General features: G+C 48.3%; 17 protein-coding genes. 10 read left to right on the top strand and 7 right to left on the bottom strand.

Annotated features, from left to right (window positions below):
- Positions 1–222: 222 nt before the first annotated feature.
- Positions 223–1,236: a sensor domain-containing diguanylate cyclase gene (locus ACZ5PW_RS03745; RefSeq protein ID WP_464558072.1), complete on the top strand. Its 1,014-nt coding sequence runs from the start codon at positions 223–225 to the stop codon at positions 1,234–1,236.
- A 367-nt stretch (positions 1,237–1,603) separates the two neighbouring features.
- Complete coding sequence (locus ACZ5PW_RS03740; RefSeq protein WP_464558071.1) at positions 1,604–2,710, top strand: tetratricopeptide repeat protein; 1,107 nt, start codon at positions 1,604–1,606, stop codon at positions 2,708–2,710.
- Here the strand turns inward: ACZ5PW_RS03740 and ACZ5PW_RS03735 are convergent.
- The gene (locus tag ACZ5PW_RS03735) at positions 2,707–3,072 is read right to left on the bottom strand and encodes a cupin domain-containing protein (RefSeq protein WP_464558070.1); all 366 of its coding nucleotides are present in this window, start codon (positions 3,070–3,072) and stop codon (positions 2,707–2,709) included. The genes ACZ5PW_RS03740 and ACZ5PW_RS03735 overlap by 4 nt on opposite strands.
- A gap of 193 nt (positions 3,073–3,265) precedes the next feature.
- On the opposite strand from ACZ5PW_RS03735, the gene ACZ5PW_RS03730 reads away from it, so the two are divergent.
- The gene (locus ACZ5PW_RS03730) at positions 3,266–5,923 is read left to right on the top strand and encodes a cobyric acid synthase (RefSeq protein ID WP_464558069.1); all 2,658 of its coding nucleotides are present in this window, start codon (positions 3,266–3,268) and stop codon (positions 5,921–5,923) included.
- A gap of 15 nt (positions 5,924–5,938) precedes the next feature.
- Here the strand turns inward: ACZ5PW_RS03730 and ACZ5PW_RS03725 are convergent, their stop codons facing one another.
- From ACZ5PW_RS03725 to ACZ5PW_RS03710, 4 genes are all read right to left on the bottom strand, one after another.
- Positions 5,939–6,373 (bottom strand): N-acetyltransferase, encoded by a 435-nt coding sequence (locus ACZ5PW_RS03725; protein WP_464558068.1) that lies wholly within the window; start codon positions 6,371–6,373, stop codon positions 5,939–5,941.
- A complete protein-coding gene (locus tag ACZ5PW_RS03720; RefSeq protein WP_464558067.1) occupies positions 6,370–7,110 on the bottom strand; it encodes a WecB/TagA/CpsF family glycosyltransferase in 741 nt (246 codons plus the stop codon). Before ACZ5PW_RS03720 ends, ACZ5PW_RS03725 begins: the two co-directional genes overlap by 4 nt.
- 30 nt (positions 7,111–7,140) lie before the next feature.
- Positions 7,141–7,965 carry a TatD family hydrolase gene (locus tag ACZ5PW_RS03715; protein ID WP_464558066.1) on the bottom strand — a complete coding sequence of 275 codons (825 nt, stop codon included), beginning with the start codon at positions 7,963–7,965 and terminating at the stop codon, positions 7,141–7,143.
- Between the two features lie 92 nt (positions 7,966–8,057).
- On the bottom strand, positions 8,058–9,041 hold the full coding sequence (locus ACZ5PW_RS03710) for a glycosyltransferase (RefSeq protein WP_464558065.1): 984 nt from the start codon (positions 9,039–9,041) through the stop codon (positions 8,058–8,060).
- Between the two features lie 137 nt (positions 9,042–9,178).
- Here ACZ5PW_RS03710 and ACZ5PW_RS03705 point away from each other — a divergent pair, with 137 nt between their 5' ends.
- The 7 genes from ACZ5PW_RS03705 (at position 9,179) to nhaB (ending at position 16,739) form a co-directional block, all read left to right on the top strand.
- Complete coding sequence (locus ACZ5PW_RS03705; protein WP_464560479.1) at positions 9,179–10,543, top strand: sigma-54 interaction domain-containing protein; 1,365 nt, start codon at positions 9,179–9,181, stop codon at positions 10,541–10,543.
- Between the two features lie 2 nt (positions 10,544–10,545).
- Positions 10,546–10,896 (top strand): NifB/NifX family molybdenum-iron cluster-binding protein, encoded by a 351-nt coding sequence (locus ACZ5PW_RS03700; protein ID WP_464558064.1) that lies wholly within the window; start codon positions 10,546–10,548, stop codon positions 10,894–10,896.
- A 246-nt stretch (positions 10,897–11,142) separates the two neighbouring features.
- Positions 11,143–11,508 (top strand): response regulator, encoded by a 366-nt coding sequence (locus tag ACZ5PW_RS03695; RefSeq protein ID WP_464558063.1) that lies wholly within the window; start codon positions 11,143–11,145, stop codon positions 11,506–11,508.
- A 40-nt stretch (positions 11,509–11,548) separates the two neighbouring features.
- Complete coding sequence (locus ACZ5PW_RS03690; RefSeq protein WP_464558062.1) at positions 11,549–12,094, top strand: CBS domain-containing protein; 546 nt, start codon at positions 11,549–11,551, stop codon at positions 12,092–12,094.
- Between the two features lie 28 nt (positions 12,095–12,122).
- Positions 12,123–13,604, top strand: coding sequence for an SLC13 family permease (locus ACZ5PW_RS03685; protein WP_464558061.1), 1,482 nt, complete (start codon positions 12,123–12,125; stop codon positions 13,602–13,604).
- 137 nt (positions 13,605–13,741) lie between these two features.
- Positions 13,742–15,181 (top strand): transferase, encoded by a 1,440-nt coding sequence (locus ACZ5PW_RS03680; protein WP_464558060.1) that lies wholly within the window; start codon positions 13,742–13,744, stop codon positions 15,179–15,181.
- A 67-nt stretch (positions 15,182–15,248) separates the two neighbouring features.
- Positions 15,249–16,739: a sodium/proton antiporter NhaB gene (gene nhaB, locus ACZ5PW_RS03675; protein WP_464558059.1), complete on the top strand. Its 1,491-nt coding sequence runs from the start codon at positions 15,249–15,251 to the stop codon at positions 16,737–16,739.
- A gap of 144 nt (positions 16,740–16,883) precedes the next feature.
- On the opposite strand, the gene ACZ5PW_RS03670 is transcribed toward nhaB, so the two are convergent.
- Positions 16,884–19,196, bottom strand: coding sequence for a methyl-accepting chemotaxis protein (locus ACZ5PW_RS03670; RefSeq protein ID WP_464558058.1), 2,313 nt, complete (start codon positions 19,194–19,196; stop codon positions 16,884–16,886).
- Between the two features lie 427 nt (positions 19,197–19,623).
- The gene (locus tag ACZ5PW_RS03665; protein WP_464558057.1) at positions 19,624–21,939 is read right to left on the bottom strand and encodes a methyl-accepting chemotaxis protein; all 2,316 of its coding nucleotides are present in this window, start codon (positions 21,937–21,939) and stop codon (positions 19,624–19,626) included.
- Positions 21,940–21,960 lie beyond the last annotated feature (21 nt).

Here is a 21,960-nt window from a genome sequence, read left to right as displayed (position 1 = left end):
GTCGGCGCGAAGGGATTCAAAAATCCAGAAACCTGCTGAAAACAGTATTACATTACACGAGCTCTTTGGAATCTGCTTTTGAAATGTACGGGCGAGGTTGAACTTTTGTTCAACTTCGCCTTTTTCATGTAACAGTTTAGGCCATTCATTTTGATAGACAGATTTATTTTCTGATTTTAAAATCAAACTTTTCCACCCGATCCCTAAAAGGCATCACCCACCATGAGCATAGATAAATTCGATTTTGACGCGACCCTGCTGACTGTCAATTTTGCCACCAGACTCCTCACCATGGAAGTTGACCGGGACGTTCTCATCGACCGTGCCATTGAAGCTTTTTGCGACCTCGGCTCCTGTGAAGACGCAACTTTGATGATGTATGATGAATACAAGCAACTCAAAGGAGTTGCTGCATCATTTCAAAAGAGAAGGATGATCATCAATGAAGAAATCCCCCTCAATAAAGCCATGATCGAAGCTGCTCAGTCGCTCAAGCCGGTTGTGCGCCCGGTATGTGATGAATCCATATACCCTCTCCCCGCTGACTGCTGTGATTCTGATAAGACCTGCCTGTGCGTGCCCCTGATAGGCTCTCGCGACCGGGTCAGGGGCTTTGTAACTCTCTACCGGGAGAAGGAACGCCAATGGGAGCTGGCGGAAATTTTCCAGCTTGGTATCATTTCAGCGGTTGCAGCGATTTCTTTCGAAAACTCGGAGCTGTTCCGCCAGACCATAGAGGACAGTCTGACCGGATTGTACATGCGCCGCTACCTGTTCATCAGATTGCGGGAGGAAGTACAGCGATATAAAAGAAGGGGCGGACCGTTATCACTGATTATGCTTGATGTGGATCACTTTAAAGATGTCAATGACAAATACGGGCACGCTACCGGAGATACCGTGTTGCGTTCAGTCGGGCAGGTTTTGCAGGAATCCAGCCGCAGGGGGGTGGATATTCCGTGCAGGTACGGAGGAGAGGAATTTGTAATCCTGATGCCCGGTTCCCATAAAGATGAAGCTGAAATTGTGGCTGAAAGAATCCGTACCACGTGCGAAGAAAAGGTCATCAGCTCCCCGGAAGGTCAAATCAGAATCACCATGAGTTCAGGAGTTGCTTCCATTGAGGAATGCGGAACACCTGATGCGGATGAACTTCTTTCAAAGGCGGACAAAAGACTTTACCGGGCCAAACAGTCAGGACGTAACCGCATTGTCTGTCTTGACGGCCAGGATTAAATCAGCCCTGTTGGAAAGCCCCTTTCCCGCTCTGCCGCTTCCTGCGTGATCTTCGACTTTGCCAGAGCTCAAATTGCACCCTATCTTTTTAGGAACTTATTCAAGAAATTCGCATAATTTCCCATATTAACCCCAAGTATAAACTACAATGCCCGATCGAATCCCAATAACTTCTGGAAATTTGGTAATGCAGGAAAAAGATAGAATCGATTAACAGGAGTCCTTTTCAGGCAACAAAGATATTTAGTCAGTCTTTCATGAAAAGATTTAACTCTTGATAATACCAGAAGAAGCTTTGTATCGACCGCTGCCTATGATATTGTTCTGAGACATGCCTATAAAAGATCAAAACCAACAGAGGCACATCATGAAACAATATGAAAACAATCATCGTCTAAAATCAACCTTCTTTGTGTTTGTTTTCTCCGGCATTCTACTTTCCGCAACCATATTGGAGGCGGCTACAGCTCCAGCGGACTCCCATCAGAAATGGTTTGATGCTCTGCCCCCCGAAACAAAAACCCTGATTGCAGGGGTTGCCCTCGTTGGGATAGCTGTCCTGGTGGGCTTCGCAGCTACCCGCAAATACCGGATACCATCATCAGAAGAAGCCAGGTTTACACTCGATAAATACGAGCAGGAACTGAAACGCAAAATAAACGAGCTCAAAATTGAACTCAAAAATATTGCAGATGCAGAGTCACCTGAAAAACGCAAAGTATCCGCCGCGCTGAAAGAAGCGGAGGAACGACTTGCTTTCATTGAATCCGGCTACGAAAAGGCGGTGAAGGGAATGGCCGGTCTGGCGGGAGAGCTGGAGGTTCTTAGGGGATGGATTTCTGAAACAGAAATTGAATCGGCAGAAACCATGCTCGCCGCGGGCAGCACACAGGAAGCAAGAGCGATATGGGATAACATAGCCAGAGAATCGCGAGTCAGGAAAGAAGCCTATGCCAGAAGGGAGGCGGATGCATGGTTCCACCTGGGGCTTCTCGCCAGAGCCGATCTTGATTACAAGGAATCCATGGAGGCATTTATAAACAGCATCGAAACAGGTAAAGCCGGCATCGTCCACATTGCTGAAGCAGCACACATGGCGATCAAGATAGGGGACTACCGCAACGCGGAAGGCCTATACCGGGAAGCTTTGAGTACGGCAGTGGGCTGCGATGAATGCACCCAGGACACAATCCGCAACTGCCAGACAGGCCTCGCAGACATCTACATGCACTCAGGTAAACCAACCGAGGCACAGCCCCTTTACAAAACAGCACTTGATACATGTCTTGAGATATACGGAGAGCAAGCGACTCCGACAGCTGACATTTACGTAAAGCTAGCCCGTCTTCACAAATCACAGGGACAGGAGGAAGAGTCTGCCGAATACTGCAACAAGGCCATGAATATTTTCAGTCAGCTGCTGCCTTCCGGGCATCCCAAGGTTGTTGAGATCAATAAAATGTGCGGAAGCTAAATCCAGACATCGTTTTCGGCAGTAAGTTCACCGCCACTCGCTCCGGTATTCACAACCCCGCGCGGTTCAATGAGCATGACTTTACATTCATTCTCCGCAACGGGTTTGTGAGAGACCCCTTTGGGAATAACAAACATTTCACCGGATGATAACTCGACCTTCCCGTCCTCGAATTCAATAACCAGATTTCCCTCAAGGACTATGAAAGTCTCATCGGTATCCTTATGATCATGCCAAACGAACTCCCCTTTGAGTTTAGCAAGCTTGAACTGATAGTTATTCATTTCCGCGACTACCCGCGGAGACCAGTGTTCGTTGAATCCTGCCAGCTTATCCTTGAAATTAATCGGATCATATTTCATCGCAGTCTCCTGAATTTAAGTATTGTTTATCTCCGTAATCAGATTGCCTGAGCAGAGTCACTAATATACTTAACCACCTCTAAACTAGTATAAAGTTGCTGCCAGCTAAAATTATATCAATATTTGAATCAAATTCTATTTATCGCTATAGAGTTTGTATAAAAATTTCCTACACTCTTTGGAGAGAAAGCGTATGAAGTCCTTAAAAGAACAATCACTGCAGGATCAGCTGGCTGAGATGGCTAAGGAGAACAGCAGGTTCGCCCATGGCGGAAACCTGCGCAAACTCGCGGAAAGAGCAGGCTGCCCTTCTTCCGAAATTGTGGACTTTTCCGCAAATATCAATCCGCTCGGTCCTCCGGCATGGCTCCAGCAGGAAGTTGTCAAAGCCCTCAATGAAGTGGAGCGCTACCCTGACCCCGAATGTTCAGAGCTGACGCTGGCTGCCTGCCAGAAATACTCAGTATGGCCAACAGAGTGCGTTGCCGGGAACGGGGCCTCCGAACTCATTGCCGCTATTGCCCGCATCGGCGGATTCAAAAGAGCCGTAATACCTGTTCCATGCTATGTCGACTATGAACGCTCCTGTAAACTTGCCGGACTGAAAACCGAACAGATCCCCCTTGACCCACAGAACAATTTCGCACCGGATTTCGATACCCTCTCAACTTTTCTTGAAGCTTCCCCGGCTCTGGTCTTTCTGGCCCAGCCCAACAACCCTACCGGAACAGCCTTTGATCCGGCTGAATTGAAAGTCCTGGCCCGCCGCCATCCTGATTCACGCTTTATTGTGGATGAATCGTTTGCCGATTTCGTACCCGGCCTGGAAAGACTCACCGGAAAACGTCCTCCAAATGTCATAACTATTGTTTCATTGACCAAATTTTACGCAATACCGGGACTTAGACTCGGTCTGGCCTTTGCGTCCCCGGACATCATAATGGAGATCAGGAATGTACTTCCCTGCTGGTCGGTCAACATTCTGGCCCAGAAAGTGGGACTGCGCTGTATCCGTGATGAAGAATACGAGCTACAGACAATCGAGGAAACAACGCGGCTCCGGGAAAAACTGGTAAAAGACCTTGGACAGATTCCGGGATTACGGGTTCTCCCCTCACAGGCCAACTTCATGCTCTGTCAGGTACAGCGGGTAGGAATGGATGCTAGCGGTCTTATTGAGCACCTGCTGAGCAGAAGAGTGGCGGTGCGCCATTGCGATAATTTCGATGGACTGGATTCAACATATTTCCGCATTGCCGTTCGTACCGAGGAGGAGAACCATGCCCTCATCAACGGTTTGCGTTCTTTCACCGGAATGGAGATAAGCGAAGAAAAGCTGCCAAAAACTCCCGCCCTTATGATTCAGGGTACATGCTCCAATGCGGGGAAATCCATTCTGGCTGCCGCTTTCTGCCGTATTTTTCTGCAGGACGGTTTCAAGGTAGCCCCTTTCAAGGCCCAGAATATGTCCCTTAATTCATTTGTGACTGACGATGGACTTGAAATGGGCCGGGCACAGGTCACCCAAGCCGCGGCCTGCAAAATGTCTCCGGACGTGCGCATGAACCCTGTGCTGCTCAAGCCATCCACGGATGTCGGTTCGCAGGTGATTGTAATGGGAAAATCCGTTGGAAACATGAAGGTGCAGAACTATGTGAAATACAAACCCAAGGCTTTTGAGGCGGTGAAACATGCATACGACTCACTGAGTGCTGAAAGCGATATAATGGTTATCGAAGGCGCGGGCAGTCCGGCGGAGATAAATCTCAAACAGCACGATATCGTCAACATGGCCATGGCCAAATATGCGGAAGCAAAAGTGCTTATCACCGGAGATATTGACCGCGGAGGAGTATTCGCCTCTCTGGCCGGGACCATGGATCTTCTGGAAGCCAAAGAGCGCGAACTGGTCTGCGGATTCCTGCTCAACAAATTCCGCGGGGACGCTTCGCTGCTTACTCCGGCTCTGGATTTCACTCTCAGCCATACCGGAAAACCAGTTCTGGGAACCATACCTTATATCAATCATCTAGGCCTGCCCGATGAGGACTCTGTCTCATTCAAAGAAGATCTTGCGAAGTCCGGAAGCAGGGGCAAACGCAAAGACTGCGTGGAAATTGTCTGTATAGACCTGCCCCGTATTTCAAATTTTACTGACCTCGATGCTCTCAAAAATGAACCGGACGTTAACCTGCGGGTGGTGGACAGACCAGACGATCTGGGAACTCCGGACGCCATAATCCTGCCCGGAAGCAAGTCCACAATTTCCGATCTTGAACACCTGAAAGAAACCGGGCTGGATGATGCCGTTAAAGCACTGCGCGATAAATCAGTGATAGTCGGAATCTGCGGTGGATTTCAGATGCTGGGCCAGATCATAGCCGACCCCGATAACATCGAATCCGGGGGCACGGCTGAAGGTCTGGGGCTGCTGCCATTACAGACAAGCCTAGCACCGGAAAAGACACTCACCCGCACAGGGGGTGTCCATTCCCAGAGCAAACTGGAAGTAAGCGGTTACGAAATTCACCATGGCAAAACCGAACCGCTGCTGCCCACTGTGCGTGCGGCAATTGTCCCGCAAGGTGTCCATGGAAGTGTCCCCATTTCCAAAGTGCTAGGTTTTGGAATCAAGTCAGGCATGATATGGGGAACCTACCTGCACGGAATTTTTGACGCCGACGCTTTTAGGCGCTGGTTCATTGATTCATTACGGGAAAAGAAAGGACTGCCTAAACTTGAAAAAATCCAGACTACTTTCGGTATGGAAGAGGCTCTGGACAGGCTGGCTGATGTGGTCCGGCAGAATGTGGACATGAAAGCGATATACGAGGCTTTGGGAGTACGCTGATCAGTTCAACCGGATCTATACGCTCCACTTCATTACATATTCCTGATGAGAAGTGTGCGAATCCCTGCGCTCTTCAGTAATTGAGAATCCGTGCTTTTCATAAAAGGACACAGCCCGGAGATTCTCCCTGTATACTGTCAGTTCCAGTGCCGGCCTCAATTCTTTGGCTTTTCCAATCAGACTTGAGCCAAGGCCTCTGCCCTGCTCAAACGGATCGACAAACAGTGCTGCAAGAACATTCTCTACAAGACTTAAAAAGCCCACCGGGATGCCATTCTTTTCAATCACCCATGTTTCCGATCCGGGCAGGTAGATATCACGCATATCAGCCTTTTTGCTCCCCCAGAAACCTGGTTCGACAAAGTCATGGGCCACAATGGAGGCTTCAAGCCAGACAGTGCAAAGCTGCGGATAATCTTCAGGGGAAGCTCTTCGTATAACTGTTTTCATTTAAAAATTTTGTGTTTCATCAATTTCAAAGCAAAAAGAGTATTGGTGACGAGGTAGCGTTTCCACATACGTCCCGGCTCCTGCATCAGCCTGTAAAGCCATTCCATGCCGCATTTCTGCATAAACTGCGGTGCACGCTTCGACTTCCCGGCCACAATATCGAAAGTACCACCCACGCCCATGACGAATTTCACGCCGAGATGCTCTTTCCAACGGTTGATGAAATTTTCCTTTTTGGGGGAAGTTATAGCCACGAAAAGCATTTTAGCTCCGGACTCGGCTATCTCCTTCACCACTGCTTCTTCGTCATCCCAGAAATATCCGTGATGGTAGCCCGCTATTTTAAGTTCCGGAAATTTATGCTCAAGATTAGAAACGGCTTTTTTCACAATTTCCGGTTTGGCACCGAGCAGGAAGACAGGTTCATTCTTCTCAGCCGCCTTTTTAAGCAGTTCATGGAAAAGGTCGAATCCTGCCACTCTTTCAGGCACATCAAGCCCGAGAAATCTTGTTCCCCACACAACCCCCATACCGTCGATATTAACGATATCGCAACTCTGGACAGATTCACGCAATGAGGCATCACGGTCCATGTTGACCAGTTTCGCAACGTTGACCACTACATGCTGGGTGAACAGACCATACTTCAGGCGGCTGAAAATCTCTTCAACCGTTTCAGACATGGTCCACGCATGCATCCGCACGCCCATGAAATCAACCACCTTGCTTTCAATCATGTAAACCTCACGGGTATTCGGAGATCTGTTTTAAAGGTTGAAAAAGGCGGTTGCATTCTCAGCGCAGGCTTTCCATAACTCATTGACCTCAATCCCTTTCAGTTCAGCCACCTTGGCTGCGGTGAAAACAACAAAGGCGGGCTCATTTCTCTTGCCGCGCCAGGGTTCGGGAGTCAGGAATGGGCAATCAGTTTCAAGTACCATCCTGTCCATAGGGATCACTTTTACTGCTTCCTGTGCAAGCTCATTCTTTTTATAGGTAACAGGTCCGGGGATGGAAATATACCAACCGTGATCAATGATCTTCTTAGCTGTTTCCGCATCACCGCCAAAGCAGTGCCAGAGCAGCGGCCTGCCCGACCATCCGAAATCCTCAAGAACTTCCATTGTCCTTTCATGGGCATCGCGACTGTGAATAACCACAGGAAGATCTAACTCCTCAGCCATAACAAGCTGCTTACGGAAGACGTCTTCCTGGGCATCATAGGGAACACGGTCCCAATAAAAATCAAGTCCGATCTCACCTACGGCTTTCAGACGGGAGTCCCCTTTGAATGCTGTTTGCATCGCTTCAATATCTGCATCAACAAACTTTCCGGAATCATTGGGATGAACCCCGAGCATAAAAAATACTTCCGGATAACCGTCAAAAAGAACCTTGTTCTGCTCATAAGCCTGCGGCCCCAGAAAAACGTTACCGATTCTGCCGATTCCGCATTCCTTAGCACGAGCAATTACTTCGGGCAGGTCTTCGCGGAAATCCTCAAGGTCAAGATGGGCATGAGTTTCCACGCCAGGAATATTAATGCCGACACTCTGAGGGAGCGCCCTTACTTTTTTCTTCTTTTTCGCCATGATTATATTTTCCCGCCGGTATTGCGGATATAGATTTGATGCGCTTAAACGCTATTTGAACAAAGAGATTACTTCGAATTCTTACCGTAAGATCAAAACCTGCTCCAGATATCAAGAACAGTCTGCTCCTGAGCCTTCAAAGAATATGACCGGATGGTTTGTTGCCCCGCATCAAGTGCCGTGTCAAGGGACGGACCGCCTTCATTCCATAGATTTATTGCCTTTTCGAGGTTGAAAGAGGCGTCCAGAACATCCGCATCAGCCGACCAGAAACCGTTGCCCGACCACGGAACTTCACGCAGGGGCCACCAGGGTTTGAACACAGCCCCGTCAAGCTGACGCATGTAATCCCAGCCCCCGAAACCGGAAAAGCCCACCGGGAGACATCCCGAAGCAAGCGCTTCCAGAGGCGGCAGCGGACATCCTTCGGGAAACCCGGAAACCAGAAACACATGACAGGACCTCAAAGTCTCAGCCACACCATTCGCATCCATTCCGGCAATCTCGATCCAGCGGATATCGGACCCCGGATTTCTGGACTCGAAGATAGCCTTGATCTGACTGACCATAGCCTTGTTCTTGCGAGGCATGAACGCTATCCGAATCCTGCCTGACGGCTTTTGGTCCGGAGCATGGAAAAGTTCGGTATCAATTCCGGGCCGAAGAATGGGAGATTGTTGCCCAACGGTCTGCTGCATGAACCATTCTACCGGATGGGAAACAGCAAGAAATGAAACCGGAAGATTACGCCATGAAACGCCCTCCGGCAGAGATGAAAACAGATAAGCCCAGTTCTGGCAGTAAACCAGACATCTAGCCCCTGCATTAAGCCCCGGTGCAAGGCTGTTCACCCAGCCCTCCGGCACAAGCCAGAGATCATCCTGAGTAATCCTTACTTCATCCCAATGTAGAGGCGCGGGATAGCCTTCAGCAATCTGCGGCATCCAACTGCCCGATTCCCGCATTACAAGTTTAACATCGTAACCATTGCGTTCAAGAATGGATGCGATCTGACAAAAGACAGTAATACCGCCGGTGGGCTTACGGACAGGTGGGATGAATATATATGTTTTCATGCTGATTTCCTTTTGTTGAACATACATCCGAATAAAGAGTTTGAAAACACCGGAGACACAGCGCAATTTACCATCCTGCAAAGGCGTGTTATCGAGTGCTTGTGAAGAGTGAGCATACCTACATAGTAAACGGCCTGATGGGCCACCAGTTTTTTCTGCCGGACCTTCTGAACGAAGTTCCTGTTGGTGTCGCAGTCCTTGACCTTGACGGACGTATTCAGGTCGTCAACCGGGCATGGCAGACCGTAACAGGAGCGGAGCCGGACTCCATGCTTGGGCTGAAATGCTACCTTGGCCTGCGTTGCGACTACTGCTTCAAAGGCTGTCCCATCATGGCGGAAAAGGCCGATTTTGAAACGGTCTCAGTTGACGCGGACATAGTGGACCGCGCGAGAACGATAATCCCCATCAGGCTGACCATTGCGCCGGTTTTCAACAGCGAAGGGATTATTTCAGGTTTTGTTGAGACCATTCAGGATATCCGTCAGGTAGCGGAGCTCAGTAAAAGCGCAAGTAATGCATATTCCCTCGGCGGGCTTATCGGAACCAGTCCCCAGATGGCCAAAGTTTTCAGCATGGTTCCGTCAATTGCCGCAACGGACTCGTCTGTGCTGATCACAGGTGAAACCGGAACCGGTAAGGACGTTCTCGCTGAAGCCATTCATAACGCTTCCGACAGGGCCGGCGGACCTTTTATCAAGGTCAACTGCGGGGCACTTCCTGAAACGCTTCTGGAATCAGAACTTTTCGGCCATGTAAAAGGCGCCTTCACCGGAGCCCATGAAGACAGACCGGGCCGCATCAAGCTTGCACACAACGGTTCATTCTTTCTAACGGAAATAGGTGACCTCCCGCTGTCTCTGCAGGTCAAACTCCTCTCCTTTCTTGATGACAAGGTAGTACATCCTCTAGGGAGTTCACGAGGCTTCAATGCCGATGTGAGGGTCGTAGTGGCAACCCACAGAGACCTGAAACAAATGGTTCAGGATAAAACCTTCCGTGCCGACCTGCTTTTCAGACTCAATGTTGTCCACCTCCACCTTCCGCCACTGAGAGAAAGAGGAGAAGACATACTCCTGCTCAAGCAGCACTTTCTAAAAGAATATTGCACCAAACTGAATAAGAAAATCAGGGGCTTTACTAAAAAAGCTGCAAAAATACTCTCCGCCTACAGATATCCGGGCAATGTTCGCGAGCTCCGTAACATAGTGGAATACGCAGCCAACTTCTGCGACCGGGACCTTATAGGAACAAGCCACCTCCCGGCTTATATGACGGAACAGGACATTCTACGACCTGTTTCGGAATCTTCAAGCATTTTTCAGGAAGTCCCTGTTTCAAACGGTTACCGCCAGGCAACAAGCTGGGATGACGCTGAAAAACAGATGATCATGGACACACTGGTAAAATGCGGCGGCCGCAAAGGTGAAGCGGCGAAACTGCTTGGATGGTCCAGATCCACCTTCTGGCGCAAGCTCAAGAAACATTCCATCACAGGTTGATTATGCCACATAAGCTCCTTATCCCCCTGCTGGACGATGAAGTCGCTCCCCGCTTTGATCTGGCCACGGATGTAATGCTGATCAAAATAAGCCGCAGCGCTGAGCTGGAAGAACGCATAATAGTCCTGCCTCAACATTCTGCTGACGAACTCTGTGCCCTGGCTACTTCAGAAAAAACAAATGCCGTGATCTGCGGCGGTATTGATGAAGAGCATTATCAATATCTCAAATGGAAAGGCATTAATGTTCTTGATGATGTGATCGGTCCGGTAGATAAAGTTCTGGATTATTACAAAGCAGATCAGCTTGCCTCCGGGATGAATTTCCATACCGGCTTTTATCTTCTAAAATAATCCTTATAAATCAATAATAACTAGTCTTTTCTACTTATTTTAGTTTCATTATGTTTCATATTGTTTCTTGAGAAACTATTCACAATGGCTCATTATGTTTCAACAAAAAGAAACATATTTTCTTCCTGCAAAGTTAATAATCTGTTATCGTTGGATTAATTTTCATGTGGCACGTCATCTGCTTTTGTAAAGCGGGTGCTGCAAAAACCGAATTCCCGGCCAGCAGCAAAAGACACCTTTCTACACATGAAGATAATGATTGTTGAAAAAGATCCGGAGTTTCGTGAACACCTTGTCCTGCGTCTTGAAGATGAGGGTCTTGATATTTCCGGTGCAGGAACCCTTGAGGAAGCTGAAAGACTCATCAGGGAAAACAGGTTTGACGGCATTGTACTGGGGCTGTCCGGCTTCGGAAGAAGCTCTTTGAACCTCATGGAATTTATTTCAACAGACATTCCTGAATTGAAAGTTGTTTTAATCAACAGGCACAACAAGATCCCGCTTTCCATTGAAGCCATGAATCTTGGAGCATGTGCTGAAATTTCAGTTCCGGTCGACATCGCCGCTCTTGTAAAGACTCTGCGCAGATATTGCGAGGAATCTGCGCACTAAGCGCGGCAAGGCAAACCGGCCAACCGATACAGGGGGAAACGTGAAAAATACTCAAGTCAAAGAACTCATGATTCCGGTGGAAGAATACACCCGGGTCAAAAAAAACACCACTCTGCTTGCAGCCATGCAGGGACTGACCCAGCAGGCCGAAGACGAAAATCTGCCCCATCCTCACCGTGACCTGTTGGTGGAAGACGAGGGAGGCATGGTCATAGGCAAGGTTACCATGCTTGATATCTTCAAGCACATGGAACCCTCATATTTCAAAATGGACAACACCCGCCATCCGAATGCTCTCAGCAAGGATTTTGTCCAGAGAGTCTACCGTGATTTCAATCTCTGGTCTGAACCGTTGACCGACATCTGCCGTAGAAAAGCAGACACAAAAGTTGAAGAAATTATGCATACTCCTCAGAAAGTGGAAATTGTTAATGAGGAGGACAGCATAGACAAGGCTCTGCACGCATTCGTCCTTGGAGTTCACCAGCCCCTGCTGGTTCAGAAAGACGGGAAGATCACCGGTGTCCTGCGCCTTGGGGACGCATTCGAAAAAGTGAAAAATTCTATTCTCGCCTGCGAGATATAAACAGCCGAAATTTTCAAGGAGTGATATAATGAGTGCCGAAACTGCAACCAAACCCGGATTTGACTTCAAGAGGCTGTTCTTCATGCTTCTGGGCCTATCCCTGTTTGCAATTGTCTACTACTGCCCGGCCTGGCCGGATGCCGTTGACCCCGGAGGACAGCATTTTGTCCTTACTCCCGAAGCAAAAGGAGCTATCGGCGTTTTCCTTCTGGCAGGCATATGGTGGGTTTTTGAAGTTGTACCCATCGGTGTAACCTCTCTGGCTATCGGCGTACTGCAGGTAATGTTTTTCATCCGTCCTGCAAAAGTGGCCTTCAAAGATTTCATGGACCCCTCGGTTCTGTTCATTTTCGCCTCCATCATGATCGGTCTGGTTTTCACCAAAACTGGCCTGACCAAGCGCCTTGCCTACAAGATGCTTATGATCGTCGGCGAAAAAACCAGCCGCATATATCTTGGTGTGTTCATTGTAACGGCTCTTCTGACCCATATTATGGCTCACACCGCTGTTGCTGCAACCGTATATCCGCTGCTGCTCGCTATTTACTCCCTTTACGGAGAAGGCGACAAGCCCACCAAGTTCGGTAAAGGCCTTTTCATCGGTATGGCTTACGTTGCCGGTGCAGGCTCTATCGTAACCCTGCTTGGTGCTGCCCGTGGCGCGGTTGCAATTGGTTTTTACAACGAAATCCTTGGCAAGGATGTAACTTTCTTCGAGCTTACCTACTATATGGCCCCGATAGGCTGGGCAATGGTATTCCTGCTCTGGGGCTTCTTCATGATTTTTCTGAAGCCCGAAAAAGATGTCATCCCCGGACTGCGCGAAAAAGCCCGTGACCTGAATGCCCAGATGGGCCCCCTGACCAGAGACGAAATAGTCGCCGCAATTCTGGTCGGCGGTGTAATCCTGATCATGAGCTTGAGATCATTCATTCCTGAACTAAAAGCTATTGATAAAACAGCGATTATTCTGGTGTCCTCAATATCCTTCTTTGTCTTCAAGATCCTGGATATCAACGACCTTGAAGATATCCCCTGGAACATCATCCTGCTCTTCGCCGGCGCCATGTCTATCGGCTTCTGCCTCTGGGATACCGGAGCCGCAAAGTGGATGGCTGTCAACTGGCTGGTACTCTTCCAGGAAGCAAGCGGATTTGTATTCATACTGTCCATCGCCTTCTTCGTAATGATGATGACCAACTTCATCATGAACGTGGCGGCCATTGCCATCTCCCTTCCGGTGGCACTGGTTATCGCTCCATACCTTGGCGTTGCACCTGAAGTAATTCTCTTTGCCGCTCTGGTTGTGGCAGGTATGCCCTTCCTCCTGCTGGTAGGCGCGGCTCCCAACGCCATCGCTTACGATTCCAAGCAGTTCACCACCGGAGAATTCTTTATGTACGGTATTCCCGCCAGTATTCTGCTGATGGTTGTGACCGCAATATTCGTCAAATTCATATGGCCCCTCATGGGCATGCCGGTAGAAGTACTGAAGACCTTGCCCGGTTAGCTAGATGGGGTTATAAGTACCGAATTACAGGGGAGGATGGTCCCGGCGGGCGAGCCGGGACCATCCTGCTTTCATAACCCGCTACCGGTTTCCGCCTACGACTTCCGGTACTAAAAACAAAAAGCGAGAAGGATTTTATGAAACAGCTGGACAGATTGATTGACCATGTTGTCAGCCGTGTAAACATCAACCTGCGAGAACCTCTTGTAGATGTAGGGCCTTACATCAAGGACCTTATCCCCAAAGACAGTTTCGCGCTCTACTACGCGTTCTACGCTCTTACCAACACGCACCCTCTTATGTTCAACTTCCGCCACTCAAGCATCGGCGGAACATACTTCCTAGGAAAATGCAAAGTAAACCACTCCATTCTTTACAAGAGTGATATCCGTGGTGACGAGCTCAAAAGAAAAGGCAGTGTTGTTGAGTGCAAGGGACAGAAAATCAAACTCAGGGATGACGAAGTCATCAAAATCAGGGACAGCTTCCTCATGAAGACCCTGGTCCACAACAACTCCCACGACCCTGAGAACCTTGAATCATTTAAAATCTCAAACACTGTATCCCTGCACTATGCCAACATCCACGGAACTTCCGTAGAAGGTTGCTTTCTTGAGCCGTTTGCATCGGTAGACCTCTCCATCTGCCACGACTGCGCGGTAGGAGCATACTCCTACGTTCAGGCCGGGGAACTCTCCCACAAACGCATCAAAGCAGGAAGAATCTGGGTAAAAGCTGATGGAGCTTTTGAGTTCAACTATCAGTACCCGGAAGAAATCATTGAAAAATATATTCGCATGGAAGACAGCAGACCGAAAGGGATACTCATGGACTTCTTTGATGAACGCAAAGAAGACTTCGTGCCCATCTACTCTTCCGTCAAACCTGAGCTCCTTGTCCAAGTGCCTGAGGGAGCTTCCGTAAGCCCCTATGCAGTCTACAAGGGCGAATGCAAGGTGGATAAAAACGTTCTTGTGGCGCAGCGGGCCTATATCGAAAATTCCGATCTCGGCCCCGGGGCAAACGCCCAGGAAAACTGTTACATCATTAACTCTGTCTACGAAGGCGATGACGTAACCGCACATGGCGGCAAAGTCATTCACTGCCATCTCGGCAAGCAGGTCTTTGTAGGCTTCAACTCCTTTTTAAATGGTAAGGAGGGCTGCAAAATACAAATCGGTGCCGGTTCAATTATAATGCCTCACACTATAATCGACGCCGAAGAGCCCATTAAAATACCTGACAATTCTCTTGTTTGGGGCTACATCAGCAAACAAGAAGATCTCGAAATGCACTCGATTCCTCTCTCTGACTTCGCTGCACTCAAAGGCCAGTTCCGACTTGGAAACATGACCTTTGAAGGTATCGGAGCTAAATTTGTAGATGGTTTCAGGCACCGCATTGAACATATTCTCGAATGCAACGGTGCCTTCTGGGACGGTTCTGACGAAACCGCAGGACATGCCCAGCAAACCCAGGACATTTCCTTCAATATCCTTCAGCCTTATCCCGAAGGTGAATTGCAAGGACTCTACCCGGAACTGTCAATCGACCCGTTGGAGCCCAGTGATCTCTAGTATTGTCTAGTGATCAACTGGATTTCCCTTATGCAGGCTCCAACAAAACGGCAAAAGGAGTAACCCCGTGCCCAAAACAATGTCACAGGCACTACAGAAGAACCTTTTAGGTAATTCTCCCGACTGGTACAAACTTACCATTATCGGATTTCTCGTGCTCAACCCCGTCCTGCTCGCAGTGGCAGGACCGTTCATCACAGGCTGGGTACTGATAGGTGAGTTTATCTTCACCCTGGCCATGGCGCTTAAATGCTATCCGCTTCCCGCAGGCGGACTTCTCGCGATCGAGGCTGTAGCTCTCGGAATGACTACACCGCAGGCAGTTTATGATGAAACACTTCATAACTTCCCGGTAATCCTGCTCTTGATGTTCATGGTCGCAGGTATCTACTTCATGAAAGACATGCTGCAGTATGTTTTTACGAAGATCCTGACCAAAATCAAATCCAAGATAGTCATCTCTTTGCTGTTCTGCTTTGCAGGTGCTTTCCTGTCTGCGTTTCTTGATGCGCTTACAGTTACCGCTGTTATCATCGCAGTGGCCTATGGATTCTACGGAATCTACCACCGCTTCGCATCATCCGGTAAATGTTCTCTGTCAGATGACTCAATGCTGCGTGGAGAATGTGTCGACCATCTTGCAGAATTCCGCGGTTTCCTCAGAAACCTGCTCATGCATGGAGCTGTAGGTACAGCTCTGGGTGGTGTCTGCACCATCGTCGGTGAGCCGCAGAACCTGCTCATCGGTCACATCATGAACTGGGATTTTATCAAGTTCTTTATGGAAGTTGCCCCCGTTTCCATGCCTGTATTTGTTGTGGGTATGCTGACCTGCGTTATGCTTGAAGTAACCAAAATCTTCGGCTACGGGTTTGAACTGCCACAGAATGTTCGTGAAATTCTTGAAGAGGAAGATCGCAAGAACGACGAAGAAATGAGTCTCAAGAAAAAAGCCTCCCTGTTCATCCAAGCCTGTGCTGCGGTTTTTCTTGTTCTGGCTCTTGCGCTGCACATTGCGGAAGTTGGTCTGATCGGTCTTGCTGTTATCGTTCTGCTTACCGCTCTTAACGGCGTGACTGAAGAACACCGTATCGGGCATGCGTTTGAAGAAGCTCTGCCTTTCACCGCACTTCTGGTTGTTTTCTTCGCAATCGTTGCTGTCATTCACTCCCAGCATCTCTTTACCCCGATAATTGAGTATGTTCTCACTCTTGAAGGTAAAGTCCAGCTGGCGGCCTACTATGTTGCCAACGGTGTGCTTTCCATGATTTCGGATAACGTGTTCGTTGCAACCGTTTACATATCCGAAACCCAGCAGGCATTCCAGAACGGCGTTATTGATCAGGCACAGTTCGACCTGCTCGCAGTTGCCATCAACACCGGTACCAACATCCCCAGTGTTGCAACTCCTAACGGTCAGGCTGCATTCCTGTTCCTGCTTACCTCCGCCATTGCGCCTGTCATCAGACTTTCCTACGGCGAAATGGTTAAGCTGGCCTTCCCCTACACTATCACAATGTCACTAACAGGACTCGCCGCTATCTGGTGGATTCTATAAGACCTAAGTCATAGTACAAAAAGAAATCCCCCCGGTCAGATGCCCGACCGGGGGGATTTTTTGCTTCTTTCTACAGGTCTCTATGACCTAATAATCAGGCGACCCCGGATACTCCAGGCAGATTTCCAAACAACAAACTTCACTCTATCCCTGCATACGTGCGATTATCCGGTTCAGTTCCTGAGCAAGTTCGGACATTTTTCCTACTGCCTCAGAGGATTCATTCATGGCCTGTGAAGTCTCACTCGCTATAGAATTAATCTGTCCTGCAGAACGGCTTATCTGCTCACTGGCGGCAGACTGCTCTTCAGAAGCCGTAGCAATTGAGCGGACCTGATCACTGGTTTCCGACACACTCTCAACTATCTCTTTTAATACATCCCCGGACTGATTGATCAGATCGGTGACATCATTAATAGCCTGAGTTGACTTTTGTGTGTTGTCTATATTGGTCCGGGCACTGTTCTGAATAGTCGTTATATACTCACCGACTTCATTTGTAGCGGTCATGGTCTTTTCAGCAAGTTTACGGACTTCATCCGCAACCACGGCAAAACCACGACCCGCATCACCAGCCCGGGCCGCCTCAATGGCCGCATTCAACGCAAGGAGGTTAGTCTGGTCGGCGATATCACTGATAACGCCCATGATGCTACCGATGCCTTCAGCCTGAAGCCCCAGCTCGGACATATCCTTCTGCATCTGCTCTGACTGTTCGCGGACCAGCGAAATGGTTTCAACCGCTTTCGCTACCATTTTTTCGCCTTCGCCGGCTTTCACTTTGGACTCATAAGCTAGATCTGCAGCCGTTGATGCATTGCGGGCAACCTCAAACACTGTTGAATTCATTTCATCCATAGCGGTTGCGGCTTCACTGGCCATCATGGACTGCTCCTCCGCTCCACGGCTGGACTGCTCCACTTGAGCTGCAAGCGCTTCCGAAAAACTCGAAACCTGACTGGAAACTTCAGTTGCGCTGGCCGCGGCCTCGGAAATCATGACATTCTTTTCCTCAATCTGCTGCTGCTGCTGCCGTACTTCGGTCATGTCAAACCACAAGGCCACTGAGCCGAGTAATTCGCCGTCCATGTCATAAAAGGGAGTTGTTGATACGGAGATATGCTTTAAAGTTCCAGACTCGGTCCTGTATTCAGTTTCTTTTCTGATCTGACGCTGTTCTCGGAGAGCTATCTGGGAAAGAGTCTCCTTATTACTATCATTAAAAAAGAACTTTCCGGGATTCATTCCCACAACTTTCTCAGGACTGATCTGACGCTCGATGAGTTTGCACATATGTGTATTAACCCAGAGCATATTGTTATCAGGACCAACGATGGCACAGGGAAGAACCAAACCGTTCAACACTCCTTCTGAAAAACCAAGCTTGTTCTTAAGTTCTTCAACCATAAATCTGATATTCTCGGCCAGATCATTCAACTCACAACTGAACCTGCCGTTAAGCTCCGCCTTTAAATTACCGTGCGCGATTTCGGCGGTATAATCTTTGATCCCGGATATGGGGACAATAATCTGGCGACGGATAGTAAATACAATTATACCGACCAGAACCAGAATCATACAGATTCCCATCCCTACAAGTATGTTTCTCTGTTCTGCAGCTGCGCTGGTAAGATCAGATTCATAGGCGGTCATGCATACAATCCACCCGGTTCTTGGTACAGTCTGAAAGTACTGAACTTTATCCTGCCCATCCCACTTGTAAGAAACAAAACCCTTATGACGGGCTATGGACTCTCTGACAAATTCATGTGAAGAAATATCCTTCCCGATAAGTGCGGTATTCATTTTATGAGCAATAACAACACCTTCTGAATTCATGATATAGGCATATCCCGTTTTGCCTATGGCTATGTCTCCAATAAGTTCACTGGAATATTTATCCCAGTCCAAAGCTATGAAAACACCCCCGAAAGGCTTTCCGGTAGGGTCCTTAACAGGAACCGCCATCATCATGGAGTGGCCGTCTCCATTTTTAGCTTCAAGAATCCCCGACATAGCGAGATTGCTGCCTCCCAGTACCTCGGAGACATACCCTCTGCTGCTGACATTCATTCCGCTCAAATCCCGACCGGCTTTATCTTTGCCGAAGACAATTTTACCTTTTTTATCAAAAGCTGCTATTGCAGTAATTCCGCCGTGTTCGGCGATGCTGATTCCAAGAGAATTAGCGACCTCACTACGGGAGTAGGTATCAAAATAAGCTCTTTTGAACTCTTTGCTGTTTGCAAAGGCTTTCAACTCCCTAATGGATAAATCAAGAAACCTGTCTGTTTCGTGAACAAGCTTCCCGTTCAAGACCTCCATATTCTGCTTCTGAATCCTGAATATGGCACTATTGGTCATACTGCTGACCACAACAATAAATCCTGCAATACAGAAAAACACGATTACAGCAATGAGTATTGCAATTCTTGAATTGATACTTTTAACCAACACTTCCCTTCTCTCCTGCGATTATTTTAATCGACCCTCCCTAAGATAGACTATCCACCTATTATTAGAAAATTCAGATAGCATACTAACTCCCACTCAATTATTATAATTGAGCAACCTTAGTATCTAGTAATCGACCACACACAAACAGACCGCAGTGCATTCGCGAATGAAAGCACAGAAGACCAATGGAGATAGCAGGAAAGATGGACTTTAAAGATCGGAAGAGTTTTGGAATAGAAGTGGCAAGGTCTAACACTAAGCAAAATATAAAATCATCAAACCGTTGATAAAAGGCCAGAAGCCGCCAGCATAATCAATCGAAACTAAACCATAAGCAGAGAAAGCTCAGTATCAGCAGGCTGGGACCGCCCTGAAAGACAGCCCCAGCCTGCTTGCAAACAATAGTAGTCAGGATTTGGAGATATTATTATCCCTGCATCCGTGCGATGATAGTATCCAGCTGCTGTGCAAGATCTGCCATTTTACCTACAGCCTCGGCAGACTCATTCATGGCCTGAGAAGTTTCACTCGCTATAGAATTTATCTGCCCGGTGGAGCGGCTTATCTGCTCACTGGCGGCAGACTGCTCTTCAGAAGCCGTAGCTATGGAACGGACCTGATCACTTGTTTCGGAAATGCTTTTTACTATTTCCTTTAACACATCACCGGACTGGTTGATCATATCCGTAACATCATTGATAGCTCTGGTGGAATCTTCAGTATTTGCGATATTGGTACGGGCACTGTTCTGAATGGTCGTAATGTACTCACCGACTTCATTTGTGGCAGTCATGGTTTTTTCAGCAAGTTTACGGACTTCGTCAGCGACCACGGCAAACCCACGTCCGGCATCCCCTGCCCGGGCCGCTTCAATTGCCGCGTTTAAAGCCAGCAGATTTGTCTGGTCAGCGATATCACTGATTACATCCATGATATTGCCTATTCCTTCAGCCTGCTTACCCAATTCCGCCATGTCACTTTGCATCTGCTCTGAACGTGAACGAATCTGGGATATGGTTTCCACTGCTTTCGCTACCATCTTTTCCCCTTCACCGGCCTTTAACTGCGAATCATGGGCAAGGTCGGCAGCGGTTGAAGCATTGCGGGCTACTTCAAATACTGTGGAATTCATTTCATCCATTGCCGTTGCGGCTTCGCTGGCCATCATGGACTGCTCTTCCGCTCCACGGCTGGATTGTTCAACCTGTGCTGCAAGAGCCTCTGAGAAACTGGTAACCTGATTGGAAACTTCGGTAGCACTGGCCGCAGCCTCGGAAATCATGATGTTGTTTTCCTCAATTCTGCGCTGCTGCTCACGAATTTCGGTCATGTCGGTGATCATGATAAATGCCCCTAGCATCTGATTATCCAGATCATAAAGTGGGGAAGCATTAACCAGAGTATTTCGAACCCGATTACCAGATATAGGCAGATCCACTTCTATATTCCTCTGGGCCGACTTTTCATTCATGGCCTTTCCCGCAACAGTTCTACGAGAAGGCTCACTATAGACTATATCCCCTACCGTACGCCCGAGATACTCTTCAGGAACTCCCGGTTTACCCAGCAGATCAAGCAGTTCCTGATTCATGAAAAGAGATTTCTCATCTGCATCTGCGACAACGCAGGGAATAGAAATACCATTGAGAACCCCCTCAGAGAAACCGAGTTTGTTCTTGAGCTCATCCACCATTTCAGAAATATTGTCTGCCAGTTCTTTAAGCTCACATACGTAACGGCCTTTTAGTTCAGCCTTGAAATTTCCACTGGCGATTTCACTGGTAAAGTCTCTCATATGAGCCATTGGGCCAGTCACCTGCCTGCGAATGGTTACAACGATTGCTCCAACCAGTACCAGAATCATCAACAGCCCCATTCCTATGAGTATATTGCGCTGTTCAGTGGAAGCACGTGTAAGATCCGAATCGTATGCAGACATGCAAACCACCCATCCGGTTGAGGGCACTCTCTGGAAAAATTGAATTTTATCCCTTCCTTCCCAAGTATAGGCTGTTTTACCTTTTGGGGAAGCAAGGCTGTGCTTGATAAAGTCCAGACCCGACAGATCTTTCAAAACAATACTCTGATCGACCTTGTGGGCAATCAGCCTCCCGGAACCGTCTATTATATAGGCGTATCCGTCATCCCCTATGCTGATATCGCCGATCATGGACATTGCGTAGTGCTGCCAATCTACAGATTCGAAAAATCCGCCCAACAAATTTCCCTGACTGTCCCGCACCGGCACCGCCATAACTACGATCAACCTGCCGGTAAGGACAGATTTCAATATTTCAGATACGGCAAAATCTCTGCCATTCAATATCTGCTTCACATACTTGCGGGAACTCAGGTCCGCCCCCGCAGCAGATGAGCCGTCCGCCTGCACGCCGAAAACGACTTTTCCGTTTCGGTCAAAAGCTGCCAGAGTTGTTATCTTTTTGTTAATCCTGAGCTTTGCCCCAAGCTGTTTTGCCAGTTCATCAGCAACCGCTTTATCCTTAAAAGCCCTCTGAACATCATGACTGCTTGCGTAGTCGAGAAGATCAGTTCTGGTAAAATCCAAGAATTGTTCCACATCGTTAACAATTTTATTGTTCAGAACGGCCATGTTCTGTTCCTGAATTTTGAGAACAGCTGAATTGGTCATTGTGCTGACCACAATGACGAAACACACCACAGAAACAGATACAACAGCTGCAATCAGTATTGCCAGACTGGTGTTGATACTTTTAAATTTCACAACTTCGCCCCAATTTAACTA

The sequence above is a fragment of the Maridesulfovibrio salinus genome (genome assembly GCF_055394525.1).
This window is presented reverse-complemented; position numbering and strand designations above follow the sequence as displayed.